This window comes from Vibrio sp. S457-15 (genome assembly GCF_000960545.1).
Taxonomy (GTDB): domain Bacteria; phylum Pseudomonadota; class Gammaproteobacteria; order Enterobacterales; family Vibrionaceae; genus Vibrio; species Vibrio parahaemolyticus.
The window spans coordinates 88,859-104,966 of record NZ_JYOQ01000177.1 but is presented as its reverse complement, the minus strand read 5'-3'; the positions used below and the strand labels follow the sequence as shown (position 1 = coordinate 104,966).

The following is a 16,108-nucleotide window of genomic DNA, read 5'->3' as shown; positions in this document are numbered from 1 at the left end:
CTAAGTATTACAATTGGATATAGATGTCGTACTGCTGACCATCTCGCTCAACAGTCAAATTCAGTTCTTGCGGATCGCTCATCACTTGCATCAGTTGTACTGAAGAAGATGGATCACTTAAATCGATCCCATTAAGTTGCACCGCAATATCACCAGGTTCTAGACCCACATCATTAAATAACGCCGCATCACGACCCGGAGAAACTCGGTAGCCAATAATGGCGTCGTCTTTTTTCACTGGAGAAATGGTGATGTATTTAAAGACACTCTGTGGATCTTTCGCAATCTCCTCTCGGATTTGCTCTAGTTTGTCACTCACGTCTGACGCAGGTTCTTTCTGTGCAGCTTGCACTCGAGTAGCCTGCGGCGATTCTGACAATTTTTTATACTCAACGCCTTCCAGCATTAGAGTTTCATCTCGGCCTTCGTTATCGATGATCACGCGATCGACCAACACCGCTTTTAGTGTGGCACGCGTACCTTCAATTTCTTCGCTAATTCCGTAGGTCGCTTGCTTACCACGGTTAGCGATCACCGCTAAGCTGGTTTGAGGATTGCTGCTAGCAACGGCGCCAACAAGGGTAAGATTCAGGCGTGTTTTTGGGGCGTCTTTCACAACAGGTTGCTCAACGACCACAGGCTTTTGTTCGGTGTATTTGCCAAATAAGTTGGCGCTTTGAAGGGCATTGAAATCAATCGTATTCGATTTATTGCTGGCAATAACATTACCCGCCGACGGCCTCCATTTTGGCACATCAGACGTTTGAGGGATTGCTAACCACACCACTTTACCGAGTATCCACCCAGTTATCGCAATAAATAGGCAAGTAAGTAGCAAACTGAGCTTCGCTTGAATTGCGTGGTGGTTGGACTTGATCTGAGCCAGTAGCGGTCTGCTTGATAATCCTGCACTTAGCTCTAAACGCTTCACTGAATTGATTCCTTTATTCTAACGTTAGTCAATTGGGCTATAAAAATATAACTATCGACTCTAAATTGCTAAATTTGCAATAAAATTATTACTCAACAAAGAGCAGTGAACTATATCACAACTTCCTTTTCATACCTTTTTCTTATGCAGTTTTTGCCAACTCCCTTGAAAAAAATACGCCTTGACTCCATCTGTAGGTGAATAATCCAGCACTCATTGCCACATTCGGGCAGTGATTAGATAGCGTAGTGTTCTATGAGTTCCCTAAATGAAGCCGTTAGGCTAGATAAATGGCTATGGGCCGCAAGATTTTATAAAACCCGCTCTATCGCTCGTAATATGGTCGATGGTGGTAAAGTCCACTATAATGGCCAACGAAGCAAGCCGAGTAAAATCGTTGAGTTGGGCGCTGAGATCAGACTTCGTCAAGGCAACGAAGAAAAAACCGTCATTATCGAAAAGATTTCTGATCAACGACGAGGCGCCCCTGTCGCACAGACCCTGTATCGCGAAACTAATGAAAGTATAGCGAAACGTGAGGAACACGCGACACAACGCAAACTTAACGCCCACAACCCTAGTCCGGAACGCCGCCCAGATAAAAAGCAGCGCCGAGACATCATTAAGTTCAAACACCAATAAAAGCCGGAATTACCGACGAGGAAAGCACTCCATGGCAAATAATGTTTTAAACCGCTACCTATTCGAAGATCTTTCAGTGCGTGGCGAGTTGGTACAATTGGATGAAGCGTACCAACGTATTATCTCCAGCAAGGAATATCCGGCAGCAGTACAAAAACTGTTGGGTGAGCTACTCGTTTCAACGACTCTTTTGACTGCAACTCTTAAATTCGAAGGCTCAATCACAATCCAACTTCAAGGTGACGGCCCTGTTTCTCTTGCAGTAATCAATGGCGACCACAACCAACAAGTTCGTGGCGTGGCGCGCTGGGAAGGTGACATCGCTGATGACGCTAGCCTGCACGAAATGATGGGTAAAGGTTACCTAGTTATCACTATCGAGCCGAAAAAAGGCGAGCGCTACCAAGGTGTGGTTGGTCTAGAAGGTGAAAACCTGACGGAAGTGCTAGAAGGTTACTTCGCTAACTCTGAGCAGCTAAAAACGCGTCTTTGGATCCGCACTGGCGAATTCGAAGGTAAACCGCACGCGGCGGGTATGCTTATTCAGGTTATTCCTGATGGCACTGGTTCTCCAGATGACTTCGAGCACCTAGAGCAACTGACTAACACCGTAAAAGACGAAGAACTGTTTGGCCTAGAAGCGAACGATCTACTATACCGTCTATACAACCAAGACAAAGTACGCGTGTACGAACCTCAACCAGTAGCGTTCCACTGTGGCTGTTCACGTGAGCGCAGCGGCGCGGCAATCATTACCGTTGAGAAAGCTGAAATTTACGACATTTTGGCTGAAGTAGGATCGGTTTCTTTACACTGTGATTACTGTGGCACAACATATACATTCGATGAAACAGAAGTTACCGAACTGTATACGCAAGCTTCAGGCGGCAATAAAACGCTGCATTAATTTTTATAGCTTATCAAGCACGTAATTTACCCACAAAAGGCCAGTACTATGCTGGCCTTTTTGTGATCTACCCCCCGTAACACCTAGCTTTCCACGTAATAAAACAACTGCTTAATTTTAAGTAATTAATAATCGTTTTGCCCTAGCGCAAAGGATTGCGCGCACGATAAACTATTCGCACCAATATGTGACGGGTTACCTAAAACCTTAATGAAATCATGGGCAATTTTTGAACTATCTCCCTGTTTTCTCCCCGCCCCGTTGCTAGCATGGTGAGCAGATAAAAATTAAAACATTCTTACAAAATCCCTACAAAAATCCTTATAAGGAGCACCTATGACCGTTATGGAACATACAAAGGCTGCAACACTTGATCTAACCAAACACGGACTGCATAACGTTAAAGAGGTTGTTCGCAACCCAAGCTACGAATTGCTGTATGAGGAAGAAACGCGCGCTGACCTAACTGGTTACGAACGCGGTGTGGTTACTGAATTAGGTGCGGTTGCTGTTGATACAGGCATCTTTACTGGTCGCTCACCAAAAGATAAATACATCGTTAAAGATGCGACGACAGAAGAACATATGTGGTGGACTTCTGACACCGTAAAAAATGACAACAAGCCAATCACTCAGGAAGTGTGGAACGACCTAAAAGAGTTGGTGACTAACCAGTTGTCTGGCAAACGCCTATTTGTCGTTGACGGTTACTGTGGTGCTAACCCAGATACTCGCTTGAGCATTCGTGTGATCACAGAAGTAGCATGGCAAGCACACTTCGTAAAAAACATGTTCATTCGTCCTACCGAAGAAGAACTTGCAACGTTTGAACCTGACTTCGTAGTAATGAACGGCGCGAAATGCACCAACCCGAAATGGGAAGAGCAAGGTCTGAACTCTGAAAACTTCACGGTCTTCAACCTTACTGAGCGTACACAACTGATCGGTGGTACGTGGTACGGCGGCGAGATGAAGAAAGGTATGTTCGCGATGATGAACTACTTCCTTCCTCTGAAAGACATCGCTTCGATGCACTGTAGTGCCAACATGGGCAAAGACGGCGACGTAGCAGTATTCTTCGGCCTATCTGGTACAGGTAAAACAACACTCTCTACCGACCCTAAACGCGCTCTAATTGGTGATGATGAGCACGGCTGGGATGACGATGGTGTCTTCAACTTCGAAGGCGGTTGTTACGCAAAAACCATCAAGCTATCGAAAGAAGCGGAGCCAGACATCTACAACGCGATCCGCCGTGATGCGCTGTTAGAAAACGTAACGGTTCGTAGCGATGGCTCTATCGATTTTGATGACGGCTCTAAGACAGAAAACACACGTGTTTCTTACCCTATCTACCACATCGAAAACATCGTTAAGCCAGTATCAAAAGGCGGTCACGCAAACAAAGTGATCTTCCTATCGGCAGACGCATTTGGCGTGCTACCGCCAGTGTCTAAGTTGACTCCAGAGCAAACCAAATACCACTTCCTATCTGGCTTTACTGCAAAACTGGCTGGCACAGAGCGAGGCATTACTGAGCCAACACCAACATTCTCTGCATGTTTTGGCGCAGCGTTCCTAACACTTCACCCAACTAAATACGCAGAAGTACTGGTAAAACGTATGGAAGCCGCAGGTGCAGAAGCATACCTAGTGAACACCGGCTGGAACGGCACAGGTAAACGTATCTCTATCCAAGATACGCGCGGCATCATTGATGCGATCCTAGATGGCTCGATTGAAGATGCGCCAACTAAGCACATTCCAATCTTCAACCTTGAAGTACCGACTTCACTACCAGGTGTGGATCCAAGCATCCTTGACCCTCGTGACACGTACGTTGACCCACTACAATGGGAAAGCAAAGCGAAAGACTTGGCTGAGCGCTTTATCAATAACTTTGATAAGTACACAGACACCGCGGAAGGTAAAGCACTGGTTGCGGCTGGTCCTCAACTGGACTAATACCGAAGCAAAACTGAGTGACCTGTGATTTGATGACAACAGTGACTTAGTTACAAAAATGCTCTTCAAGCCCCTCTTTTGAGGGGCTTTTTATTGAATCCCACACCAGATTGATACAAGCTAAAGCCTAACTGGGTTATTTGTATAACTGACCTCATCAGTTTTCCGACACTTCACTTACAGGTTCTGGCAGGGATGAAAACAGCGCGTCGAATTCTAATTCTCTTACTGGTGGTATTGATTGCCCTTCCGGCGACCATTATTGCGCTGTTAACCACCTCATACGCCAATTCTACATGGCAATGGGTTTCACCCTACCTTGGCTTACCGATCCAAGCGGAGCGCGTTCATTACGATTTCCCTTACCACCTTTCGCTGCAAAACGTTCGCTCCCAAGATGCTCAACTGCCTTATATTGAACAAGTCGACGTGTGGCTGAACCCTGACATACGACGAGATGGGAAATGGATTATCGATAGCTTGCTGATCGATGGGGTGAGTCTAAAAAAAGGCATACCGACACGGCCTAACTTAGAGTCGATCCAGTTCCACCAGATTGCGCTGAAAAATATTGATTACGCGGATGCGCGCTTTTCCGTAACTGGATTGAGTATCCAAATCCAAGATCCTACTTGGCTAAACGCTCAACAATTATGGCCTTACGGCGCTATTCAGGCCTCTGCGGAGCAAATGTATTGGCACGGTGAGGCGATACAAAAAGTACTGGTTGATGTGGATTATCAAGCCCAAAACAGCACCCTCTATGGCACGTCTTTTAAATGGCGAAATAGCCAAATCTCAGGGCAAGGTGAGCAATATCCGCAAGGCTGGTCTTTGGTCAATGTCACGATTGATAAGTTGGCAATCACCAATGCACAGCGACAATCTTTACTCTCTAAACCGTGGCAAGAATTGCCGTTCACCATTAACCACATCAATAGCCTCGACTTGCTTAACGCCGATATTGAATGGGGGGAATGGCACTGGCAAAACCTTGAACTGTCCATTGAAGATGCCTCACTGCCTGCGTCTCTATGGAATGCCACTGCCAAAGTGTCTTTACAAGCTGACAGTGTTCGTTTCCAAGAGCAAACCGCAATAGAGCCACGCTTGAACGCCATTTTCACGCCCGAGAATATCCAGCTCCAAGAACTGAGCCTAGATTGGCAGCAAGGCCGCGTACAGGTTTCTGGTCAATTCAAACCGACGCACTGGCAACTCGACACGGCTTCTATTCAAGGATTGAAATGGGCTATCCAGTCTGATGGCAACAAGGATTGGTGGAAGGCCGCCACTAGCGCATTACAAGAAGTGGATATCCAAAAACTTGATATTGAACGTAGTCAGATAATCCAATTAGCGCACGAACCATTCTGGCAACTCTCTGGCTTAAACGTCGAAGGAAAAGCGCTAAAGTTAAAGCGCCAGCACCGTTTTTGGAGCGTATGGCATGGCAGTCTCGACGCGAGTGTCGTGAATGCGAGCTACGACCAAGTTCTGTCTTCTCATGCTGCGATTTCGACACAAAGTGAGCAAGGGTTGTGGCAACTCTCACGTCTGTTTGCCCCACTAGAACAAGGTTACATTGAAGGCTTTGGTCAACTTGATCTAAGTACGGCAAGCCAACCTTGGGCGCTTAATCTGAGTGCGGATGGCATTCCACTCAAACTGCTTCACCCATACCTGCCCGATGTATTCGCGGTAGATGGATTTTCTGACCTCAATCTCGACCTGCAAGGTCTATCTGGTGACAACAACATGTTGGCGTACAGCTTAACGGGGCAAGTGGAAGCAAACCTACGAGAAACGACACTACGCTCACAAGCCGATAAGTCGCTTAAGAGCATCACGTTTTCCCCTATTCGAGTGCACGCGCAGCGGGGCGCAGTATCGCTCAAGCCTGTAACCATCTCCGGCAATGTCATATCCGGTCAGATTCGCGGCGAGTTTGACATGGCCAACAACCCACTCAGCGGTTTGACATTCCAGCTCAAGGATCAATGCGGCATAATCATAGGCGATCTGCTCGATGGTGAAATATCACGTAATGACTGCGACTCACCACAACAGCCAGACCACTTAACGCCGAACGTACCAACGAACGATGCTCAGCTGGAGGAATCGAGCTTTCATGGCATTGCAGAGGCGAATCTAGAGCAACCGGAAGAAGAGCTGGTTGAGGAGATAACAGAAGAGTTAGAGCCGGCTACGAACGAGATCGTAGCCGAAGAAGAACTAGCAACTGAGTAGCTGCGAATAGTTGGGCAACAGCATGTACGTGCCAACGAAATCAACCGCAGGCGTATCGCCGCTGTAAATCACCACATGGATGACAATGCGCGCCTTGCGCCCTGACGCCAAGCGATCCAAATCACCACTAATGCCATCAAGCGAGGTACTCGCCACCGGATTTTGCTCCACCGGATGACGATAACGAATCGAGCTGTCTGCCAGAACAATATCGCCATGCAAACCGCGCTCTTTGAGCAGTAACCACGTCATTCCCCATCCCGTCAGCGTTGCCAACGTAAATGCCGAACCAGCAAACATCGTATTGTGCGGGTTCAAATTCGGATTGAGCTGGGCACTGCATTCGAACTGATAACCGGTGTATTGGTTGATTTTGATGCCCATTTTGTCCGCAATTGGGATCTGCGCTTCCCAGCGCTGCTGCAATTCCGTGCACCATTCTGGGCGACGTAACACATTCGCCATCGGATCAAGCGGCTTAACCATTTGTTGGTGACGCACCGGACCGCGTTCATCGGTCAACTCACCACGACGTTCAAAACCATTTTTTTCATAAAACGCAATCGCGTCTTCACGGGCATTACATACCAAACGTTTCGCACCTTCTTGGCGTGCAAGCGATTCCAATGCGACCAACACCAGTGAGCCCATGCCTTTGCTGCGACGATTGCCTTTCACCGCCATATAACGGATTTGGCCATCGTTATCCGGAGTAATGTACAAACGTCCGATCGCCATTGGACGACCACGGCTATCCACAATCATGCGGTGATGGCTCACCACATCATATTCATCACGTTCAGAGCCCACTGGCATGCGCCATGGCTCTCGAAGCATTTGCCAACGAAATTGATAGTACTTGTTAAGTTGATTTTCGGTTGTTGGAGTTATGAGTTTGAACATATCAATCCTTTGAAAGTGCAAATCAGTAAGAATCTTGGGGAGAAAATACCCAAGTAAAATCAAATCACTTGGGTATATAGCTTAGACCATGGGTGTATCCACGCCAGATTAGACCTGTAGCCAAAAAGTCACTGGGCCGTCATTAATTAATGACACTTTCATATCGGCCGCGAAGCGACCACGCTCGGTTGGCAATTCCTGCTCGCACAAGTCAGAAAAGTAGTCATACAGACGTTCAGCGTCGGCTGGATGCGCACCACGAGAAAAGCCTGCACGTGTGCCTTTCTTAGTATCTGCCGGTAACGTAAATTGAGACACCACCAAAACCTTACCGTTCACTTGTTTGACGTTTAGGTTCATTTTTCCTTCATTGTCTTCAAAGACTCGGTAGGTGGTCACACGTTCCATCAAACGTTTTGCTTTGGCTTCATCGTCGTCCTTCTCAACACCAAGTAGGACAAGAAGACCTGTATTGATTTCCCCAACCACTTCACCGTCTACACGAACGGCCGCTTCACTGACTCGTTGAATTAGCGCTATCACTACTCTCGCTTCCTTCATTTGCTAACTGAGATTCAGCCGACGAGTGTATCATGTCTAGATCTTCACTCCAGTGCTCTTGCTCACCCAATGCTGCGGTGACTTCTGCCCCCAGCAAGACGATCATCCAGCACAAGTAAACCCAGACAAACAAGATAGGAATTGCGGCTAAAGCGCCGTAAATCAGCTGGTAAGACGGGAACTGAGTGATATAGAGGGCAAAGCCTTTCTTACTTAATTCAAACAGTATCGCCGCAACGGCGGCGCCTACAGCACCATGCGCTAAATGCACTTTTTTGTTTGGCACCAGAATGTACAAACCTAAAAATGCAAAAAATGACAGCAAGAGCGGCAACCAGCGTAAGAACAAATTGAAGGCGCCAGACAGCGTTTCATTTTCTAAGATTTGTAACGACGTGACATAAGACGTTGCTGCAATACTCGCGCCGACTAAAATCGGCCCCAGCGTTAATACCATCCAATACATCGAAAATGAGAACACCAAACGGCGCTTGTCTTTGACTCGCCAGATGTAGTTTAGATTTTTATCGATGTTGGAGATCAGCATCAGCGCAGCAATAAACAAGAAGCCACCACCGACGGCACTCATTTTGCCAGTATTCGCCACAAACTCTTGCAGTGCCGTGTGCACCGCCTCACCAGATGCCGGTACAAAGTTTTCGATGATGTAGCCTTGCAGCACTTCGCCAACGTTCGCGAAAACAGGGAACTTCGACAATATTGATAACAGTACCGTTAACATTGGCACGATGGATAGCAAGGTAATATAGGCAAGGTAGCCAGCATTTACATTAACGCGATCATGCGTCAAACGCTTAAGAAGATACTTAAAAAACGCGACGCAACTTGGCAGTAGATTGCTCAATCTCGCCTTGTAACTCTCTGATAACTGGTTCATAGTTCATCCCATAATTAGCGTCGAGGACATAAGAATGCCTTATTTATTAGCAATTGTACTATCAATTTTCACTTTAACAGGGTGTCAATCTGCGTATTACTCTGCGATGGAGCAAGTGGGCTACCATAAACGAGATATTATGGTTGACCGAGTGGAAGATGCCAAAGAATCACAACAAGAAGCACAAGAAGAATTCACTAGCGCACTTGAAGCCTTATCAGCACTAACCAATTTTGACGGTGGTGAATTAGAAAGCGTTTACAACAACATCAATGACAAATACGAAGACAGCGAAAAAGCCGCTCAAGATGTGCGTGACCGTATTGCTGCAATCGAAGATGTCTCTGATGCACTGTTTGAAGAATGGCAAGGCGAGTTGGACTTGTACACCAGTGCGAAACTGCGCCGCTCAAGCGAACAAAAACTGCGTGAAACCAAAGCCTCTTATAAAACCATGCTCAGCGCAATGAAGCGCGCAGAGAAAAAGATGACGCCTGTGCTGAACACACTGCGTGATAACACGCTGTATCTAAAACACAACCTCAACGCGAGTGCGATTGGTTCTTTGCAAGGCGAGTTCTCTAGCTTAGAGAAAGACATTCAATTTGCCATCAAACAAATGAACGAAGCGATCGCTGAATCGGATAAGTTCCTGCAAAAGCTTAATCAAAAGTAAATCATTCAGGCCTCCTCCTCGCGAGGAGGTTTTAGTCTGCTACCTCGCCGACTAAGCCTATTACTCTTCGAACAAAACCCACGCGATCTTCAACACTACCCCATGGCACTTCCACCACTTGATATCCGAGCTCAACATAAGTATTGATTAGGGTTTGATGGATTTTCAGCGCTTCTTCAAAGCTGTGCGGACGCACTTCATCTTGTACGTAAATAGACGTTTCAGGTCGACAAGTAAGCACCTGACTATGGTACCCAGCACTTTCAGTTAAGAAAGCTTGGTCAACGTGACAACCACCGACTTGTAGATAAGCAACAATATCTGGAATCGCGCGATCAACAAAAGCCACATTAGTATTCAACGCTTCACGCTTTTGCTCACTCATTAGGTTCAGACACAATTTGGCAAACTCAGGCAGATTGGTCCACGGCAAAATGCCATTGTCCAATGCACTTTGCTGCTCTATCAACGAGCGTGAGCCTTCAGCAAACGTGGCGTAGCCTTGTTTACCTAATGCGTTGAGTAACGTTGTTTTGCCCGCTCCGGGACCACCGGTAATCACAATCGGCTTCATGTTATCTCCCTAAAAACAACAAGCCCCGAGCTTAACTCGGGGCTTGTATTTAAGCTAATCCGCTACAGCAAATTATTTTGCTGAACGTGAAGCACGCTTACGGTCGCTTTCCGTTAGGAATTTCTTACGGATACGGATGCTTTCAGGAGTTACTTCTACTAGTTCGTCGTCATCGATGAATTCTAGAGCTTGTTCTAGAGTCATAACGATTGGCGGAGTAAGAACCTGTGCGTCGTCTGTACCAGATGCACGAACGTTGGTTAGCTGCTTACCTTTCAGTGCGTTTACTGTTAGGTCATTGTCGCGGCTGTGAATACCGATAACCATGCCTTCGTAAACTTCTACACCGTGACCGATGAATAGACGACCACGCTCTTGAAGGTTGAACAGTGCGTTCGTTAGTGCTTTACCAGCTGCGTTCGCGATAAGTACACCGTTAACACGTTGACCGATGTTACCGCCTTTGTGAGGGCCGTAATGATCGAACGTATGGTAAAGAAGACCAGAACCAGAAGTTAGTGTCATGAATTCCGTTTGGAAACCGATCAGACCACGAGATGGCATGATGAAGTCCATACGTACACGGCCTTTGCCGTCTGGAGCCATATCTTTTAGCTCACCTTTACGTAGGCCGATGTTCTCCATGATACCGCCTTGGTGCTCTTCCATAACGTCGATAGTTACGGTTTCGAACGGCTCCATTAGCTGACCATCTTCTTCTTTGATGATTACTTCTGGACGAGATACTGCAAGCTCGAAGCCTTCACGACGCATGTTTTCGATCAGGATAGATAGGTGAAGTTCACCACGGCCTGAAACGCGGAATTTGTCTGGATCGTCTGTTTGCTCAACGCGTAGTGCAACGTTGTGTACCAGTTCTTTCTCTAGACGCTCAAGGATGTTACGTGAAGTTACGAACTTACCTTCTTTACCAGCGAATGGAGACGTGTTTACTTGGAACGTCATCGTTACTGTTGGTTCATCAACAGACAGTGCAGGTAGTGCTTCTACTGCGTTTTGTGCACAGATAGTGTCAGAGATTTTTAGCTCGCCAAGACCAGTGATCGCAATGATATCACCTGCGTTAGCTTGCTCAACTTCGTGACGCTCTAGGCCTAGGTAGCCCATTACCGTGCCAACTTTACCGTTACGAGTTTTACCGTCAGCACCAATGATGGTTACTTGTTGGTTTGCTTTAACGCTACCACGAGTTACACGAGCAACACCGATAACACCAACGTAAGAGCTGTAGTCTAGCTGAGAAACTTGCATCTGTAGTGGACCATCAAGGTCAACATTTGGTGCGTCAACAACGTCAACGATAGTTTGGAATAGTGGTTCCATGTTCTCGCCAGTTTCGCCTTCTTCTAGAGAAGCCCAACCGTTAAGTGCTGATGCGTAAACCACTTTAAAGTCTAGCTGGTCATCAGTTGCACCTAGATTGTCGAATAGGTCGAACACTTGGTCCATAACCCAATCAGGACGAGCGCCTGGGCGGTCAATCTTGTTGATTACAACGATTGGCTTAAGACCGTGCGCAAATGCTTTTTGCGTTACGAAGCGCGTTTGTGGCATTGGGCCGTCAACCGCGTCAACGATAAGTAGTACAGAGTCTACCATCGACATGATACGTTCTACTTCACCACCGAAGTCCGCGTGTCCCGGAGTATCTACGATGTTGATACGGTAATCGTTCCAGTTAATTGCTGTGTTTTTAGCAAGGATTGTAATACCGCGCTCTTTCTCGATGTCGTTCGAGTCCATGACTCGCTCTTCAGCTTCACCGCGAGACTCTAGCGTGCCTGATTGTTGTAGCAGCTTGTCAACCAACGTTGTTTTACCGTGGTCAACGTGCGCGATAATCGCGATATTTCTTAATTTATCAATCTGTGGAGTAGCCATGGATATTGATTCACTTAGATAGATGAAATGCCCCCACGCTGAGAACGGGTGCTCTCTGGTGACATTTGCTGATTAAAAAAACGGCCATAATGTACCAGATTTTAGCAAAAAGCCTAGAAATATGTGATCTACTCCCGAGCATTTCTGTGAATTTTACGCTTAATGCCCACTTTCTTCCGCTGAACGAATTGATAAAACACAACTTTATTCTAATCGTTGCACAATACAAATTGACTCTTGCTCAAAAACTGGGCTGAATAAGCAATGTTGCTGTCACATTGTGGTGCAACAATCTTAATGCGCACCACTTTAGTGCAAGCGTAGATCATTTTGGTGCAATCATTTGCACCAAACTAGCATCTAAAAACACAATTCATTGAAATTAATGGAATATTTTTTTTGGCACGGTTTTGGCTTCAGTAAACACAGCATCGATTAATGAAAAGTCAAAAAGATTAATCAATGCCGGGTTCATGAATATTTCATAAATCGAGCTTTTACCGCTTATTAACACTGGAGGTTATCCAAGATGTCAGTAGAAAACGTTCTATCGCTGATCCAAGAAAACGAAGTAAAGTTTGTTGACCTACGCTTCACTGATACAAAAGGTAAAGAGCAGCACATTTCGATTCCTGCTCACCAAATCGATGCAGACTTCTTCGAAGAAGGTAAAATGTTCGATGGTTCATCAGTTGCTGGCTGGAAAGGCATCAACGAGTCAGACATGGTAATGATGCCAGACGCATCTTCAGCTGTGCTTGACCCATTCACGGAAGATGCAACGCTAAACATCCGTTGTGACATCCTAGAACCTGCAACAATGCAAGGTTACGACCGTGACCCACGCTCTATCGCAAAGCGCGCTGAAGACTACATGCGCTCAACAGGTATCGCAGATACAGTGCTTGTTGGTCCTGAGCCAGAATTCTTCCTATTCGATGACGTGAAGTTCTCTAACGACATGTCAGGTTCTTTCTTCAAGATTGACGACATCGAAGCAGCATGGAACACAGGCAGCGACATCGAAGGCGGTAACAAAGGCCACCGTCCAGGCGTTAAAGGCGGTTACTTCCCAGTAGCTCCTGTTGACTCTTCTCAAGACATCCGCTCTGCAATGTGTCTAATCATGGAAGAAATGGGCCTAGTTGTTGAAGCGCACCACCACGAAGTAGCGACTGCGGGTCAAAACGAAATCGCAACTCGTTTTAATACGCTAACAACGAAAGCTGACGAAATCCAAATTTACAAATACGTAGTACATAACGTTGCTCACGCATTTGGTAAAACAGCGACATTCATGCCTAAACCACTCGTTGGCGACAACGGCTCTGGCATGCACGTTCACCAATCTCTAGCAAAAGACGGTGTTAACCTGTTTGCTGGCGACAAGTACGGCGGTCTATCTGAAACAGCGCTTTACTACATCGGCGGTATCATCAAACACGCTCGTGCAATCAACGCGTTTGCTAACCCATCAACAAACTCGTACAAGCGTCTTGTACCTGGATTTGAAGCACCAGTTATGCTTGCTTACTCTGCACGTAACCGCAGTGCTTCTATCCGTATCCCAGTGGTACCAAGCCCGAAAGCACGTCGTATCGAAGCTCGCTTCCCAGATCCAGCAGCAAACCCATACCTAGCGTTTGCTTGTCTACTGATGGCTGGTCTTGACGGTATCAAGAACAAGATCCACCCAGGCGAAGCGATGGACAAAGACCTTTACGATCTACCAGCAGAAGAAGCAGCTGAGATTCCTAAAGTGGCTGAGTCTCTAGAAGTGGCTCTAAATGCACTAAACGAAGACCGTGAGTTCTTAACAGCGGGCGGCGTATTCTCTGACGACTTTATCGATTCTTACATCGCACTTAAGTCAAAAGACGTTGAGCGCATCAACATGGCAACTCACCCACTTGAGTTCGAACTTTACTACTCTGTATAAGGTTCAAACTGTGTAAAATGTAAACACAGTAACAAAATATTAGGCTCGCCTCGCAGGCGGGCCTTTTTTGTATTCGTCAGTCAAGATTCGCCGTTTAACATGAGGGGATAATAAAAATACGCTTGGGCTATTTTTACCTTGTAGGTCAAAGGCCTAAGCCATTGAAACGTGAAATCATCGATCAAAAGAAGGTGAGCCATGAAAGTTCAGCTTATTCCATCGCTATGTATACTCAGCGGCACGCTACTGGCCTCTGTAGCCTCGGCTCAGGTCGCTTATACTTGGGTAGACGAAAACGGCGTAGTGCACTTCAGTGACACCCCAAACCAAGGCGCGAAGACCATCGCATTGCCCAATCTTGAAGCCAGTGCACCAGCACCAGAAGTCGAGAGCACCGAATCACTTGCGCCACAAGCCAAAGCAGCCCCCGAGCCAGAAGAAGAGCTAGAAAAGAAATCGGATAAGCCTCAACCTTTGCAGCTGGCGATGCTCACACCTCAACACAATGAAACCATTCGTAGTAATCGTGGCTTGATCAATATCCAGCTGGAAGCCAATCGTAAGCTGGGCATTGGTGAACAACTGCAACTGTTCTTCGATGGGAAACCTTATGGCGCACCTCAAACGCAGCTCACTTGGCAATTAAACAACATCGATCGCGGCACACATACTATCGCGGTTCATGCTAAACGAAGCGGCAAGCTTATTGCATCTACTAGCCCTATAACGGTGCATTTACATAGAGCAAGCGTTAAGCCGACCGCAAAAGGGGCAAAATAGAAAATCGGAGTAAAAAAGTCGCATCACAATGAGGCTTTTTACTTTTTCTTCTGAGCTTTCTTCGCCATACTTAACGTTCTATTGCACCATTATTGTGCATTGCACAATCTCAACGCAAACAAGGACGTAATGTGGATACCAGTCTCCCTAGTGCCATACTCAACAACATGGTCACAGCAACGCTGATTCTTGATGATGGATTGGCCATCCGCTATGCCAATCCAGCCGCTGAGTTGTTGTTTTCGCAAAGCGCTAAGCGCATTGTCGAACAATCGCTTTCTCAACTGATTCAGCATGCATCGTTGGACTTGGCCTTACTGACTCAGCCATTGCAAAGTGGCCAAAGCATTACCGACAGTGACGTGACGTTTGTCGTCGATGGTCGTCCGCTAATGCTGGAAGTCACGGTAAGTCCAATCACTTGGCAACGACAGCTCATGCTGTTGGTTGAAATGCGCAAAATAGATCAACAACGACGCCTCACTCAAGAGCTCAACCAACACGCACAACAACAAGCCGCCAAACTGCTCGTGCGCGGTTTAGCTCATGAGATCAAAAATCCACTTGGCGGATTACGCGGTGCGGCGCAGCTGCTGGAAAAAATGTTGCCCAACCCATCGTTAACTGAATACACCCACATCATTATCGAGCAAGCCGATCGACTAAGAGCATTAGTCGACCGCCTACTTGGCCCACAGAAACCGGGCAAAAAGACACAAGAAAATCTGCACCAAATTCTGGAGAAAGTACGCCAATTGGTCGAGTTAGAATCTCAAAACTCGATCATCATCGAACGCGACTACGACCCGAGCTTGCCTGAGATTTTGATGGATGCAGATCAAATAGAACAAGCGATGCTGAACATCGTCAGCAACGCGGCACAAATTCTTGCTCATCAAGAGCACGGCAACATCACCATTCGCACCAGAACGGTGCATCAAGCCAACATTCATGGCAAACGCTGCAAATTAGCGGCGCGCGTCGAGATCACCGATAACGGGCCGGGCATTCCACCTGAATTACAGGACACCTTGTTTTATCCCATGGTCAGCGGGCGCGAAGGCGGCACCGGACTCGGGTTGTCCATCTCACAAAATTTGATCGACCAGCACAACGGAAAAATCGACGTTGAAAGCTGGCCTGGCCACACCACTTTTACAATTTATTTGCCGATTTGACC

14 protein-coding genes are annotated in these 16,108 nt (G+C 46.8%); 8 read left to right on the top strand and 6 right to left on the bottom strand.

Annotated features, from left to right (window positions below; all coding sequences use genetic code 11):
- Positions 1 to 7 precede the first annotated feature (7 nt).
- On the bottom strand, positions 8 to 931 hold the full coding sequence (gene gspC, locus UF05_RS20075; RefSeq protein WP_005465330.1) for a type II secretion system protein GspC: 924 nt from the start codon (positions 929 to 931) through the stop codon (positions 8 to 10).
- A 255-nt stretch (positions 932 to 1,186) separates the two neighbouring features.
- On the opposite strand from gspC, the gene hslR reads away from it, so the two are divergent.
- From hslR to UF05_RS20055, 4 genes are all read left to right on the top strand, one after another.
- Positions 1,187 to 1,573 (top strand): ribosome-associated heat shock protein Hsp15, encoded by a 387-nt coding sequence (hslR, locus tag UF05_RS20070; RefSeq protein ID WP_005465328.1) that lies wholly within the window; start codon positions 1,187 to 1,189, stop codon positions 1,571 to 1,573.
- Between the two features lie 31 nt (positions 1,574 to 1,604).
- Positions 1,605 to 2,480, top strand: coding sequence for an Hsp33 family molecular chaperone HslO (gene hslO, locus UF05_RS20065; protein WP_005465326.1), 876 nt, complete (start codon positions 1,605 to 1,607; stop codon positions 2,478 to 2,480).
- 336 nt (positions 2,481 to 2,816) lie between these two features.
- A complete protein-coding gene (gene pckA / locus UF05_RS20060; protein ID WP_045544784.1) occupies positions 2,817 to 4,445 on the top strand; it encodes a phosphoenolpyruvate carboxykinase (ATP) in 1,629 nt (542 codons plus the stop codon).
- 195 nt (positions 4,446 to 4,640) lie between these two features.
- Complete coding sequence (locus UF05_RS20055) at positions 4,641 to 6,695, top strand: AsmA family protein (RefSeq protein WP_045544783.1); 2,055 nt, start codon at positions 4,641 to 4,643, stop codon at positions 6,693 to 6,695.
- Here the strand turns inward: UF05_RS20055 and UF05_RS20050 are convergent.
- The 3 genes from UF05_RS20050 to UF05_RS20040 all read right to left on the bottom strand — a co-directional run bounded on the left by UF05_RS20050 (position 6,681) and on the right by UF05_RS20040 (position 9,057).
- A complete protein-coding gene (locus tag UF05_RS20050) occupies positions 6,681 to 7,598 on the bottom strand; it encodes a bifunctional GNAT family N-acetyltransferase/hotdog fold thioesterase (RefSeq protein WP_005456791.1) in 918 nt (305 codons plus the stop codon). The two genes, UF05_RS20055 and UF05_RS20050, sit on opposite strands and share 15 nt — an antisense overlap.
- A 108-nt stretch (positions 7,599 to 7,706) precedes the next feature.
- The gene (dtd, locus tag UF05_RS20045) at positions 7,707 to 8,141 is read right to left on the bottom strand and encodes a D-aminoacyl-tRNA deacylase (RefSeq protein WP_020839930.1); all 435 of its coding nucleotides are present in this window, start codon (positions 8,139 to 8,141) and stop codon (positions 7,707 to 7,709) included.
- Complete coding sequence (locus UF05_RS20040; protein ID WP_005456793.1) at positions 8,113 to 9,057, bottom strand: virulence factor BrkB family protein; 945 nt, start codon at positions 9,055 to 9,057, stop codon at positions 8,113 to 8,115. The genes dtd and UF05_RS20040 overlap by 29 nt, the downstream gene beginning before the upstream one ends.
- A gap of 34 nt (positions 9,058 to 9,091) precedes the next feature.
- Between UF05_RS20040 and UF05_RS20035 the strand changes: the two genes are divergently transcribed.
- Entirely contained in the window at positions 9,092 to 9,733 is a 642-nt protein-coding gene (locus UF05_RS20035; RefSeq protein ID WP_005456820.1) for a DUF2959 domain-containing protein, read from the top strand.
- A gap of 31 nt (positions 9,734 to 9,764) precedes the next feature.
- Here the strand turns inward: UF05_RS20035 and UF05_RS20030 are convergent, their stop codons facing one another.
- Positions 9,765 to 10,307: an AAA family ATPase gene (locus UF05_RS20030; protein ID WP_045544782.1), complete on the bottom strand. Its 543-nt coding sequence runs from the start codon at positions 10,305 to 10,307 to the stop codon at positions 9,765 to 9,767.
- A 72-nt stretch (positions 10,308 to 10,379) separates the two neighbouring features.
- Complete coding sequence (gene typA, locus UF05_RS20025; RefSeq protein ID WP_005456840.1) at positions 10,380 to 12,209, bottom strand: translational GTPase TypA; 1,830 nt, start codon at positions 12,207 to 12,209, stop codon at positions 10,380 to 10,382.
- Positions 12,210 to 12,738: 529 nt separating this feature from the next.
- Here typA and glnA point away from each other — a divergent pair.
- From glnA to glnL, 3 genes are all read left to right on the top strand, one after another.
- On the top strand, positions 12,739 to 14,148 hold the full coding sequence (glnA, locus tag UF05_RS20020; protein WP_005456818.1) for a glutamate--ammonia ligase: 1,410 nt from the start codon (positions 12,739 to 12,741) through the stop codon (positions 14,146 to 14,148).
- Positions 14,149 to 14,346: 198 nt separating this feature from the next.
- Positions 14,347 to 14,928: a DUF4124 domain-containing protein gene (locus tag UF05_RS20015; protein WP_020904379.1), complete on the top strand. Its 582-nt coding sequence runs from the start codon at positions 14,347 to 14,349 to the stop codon at positions 14,926 to 14,928.
- 98 nt (positions 14,929 to 15,026) lie between these two features.
- Complete coding sequence (gene glnL, locus UF05_RS20010; RefSeq protein WP_031779598.1) at positions 15,027 to 16,106, top strand: nitrogen regulation protein NR(II); 1,080 nt, start codon at positions 15,027 to 15,029, stop codon at positions 16,104 to 16,106.
- Positions 16,107 to 16,108: the final 2 nt, after the last annotated feature.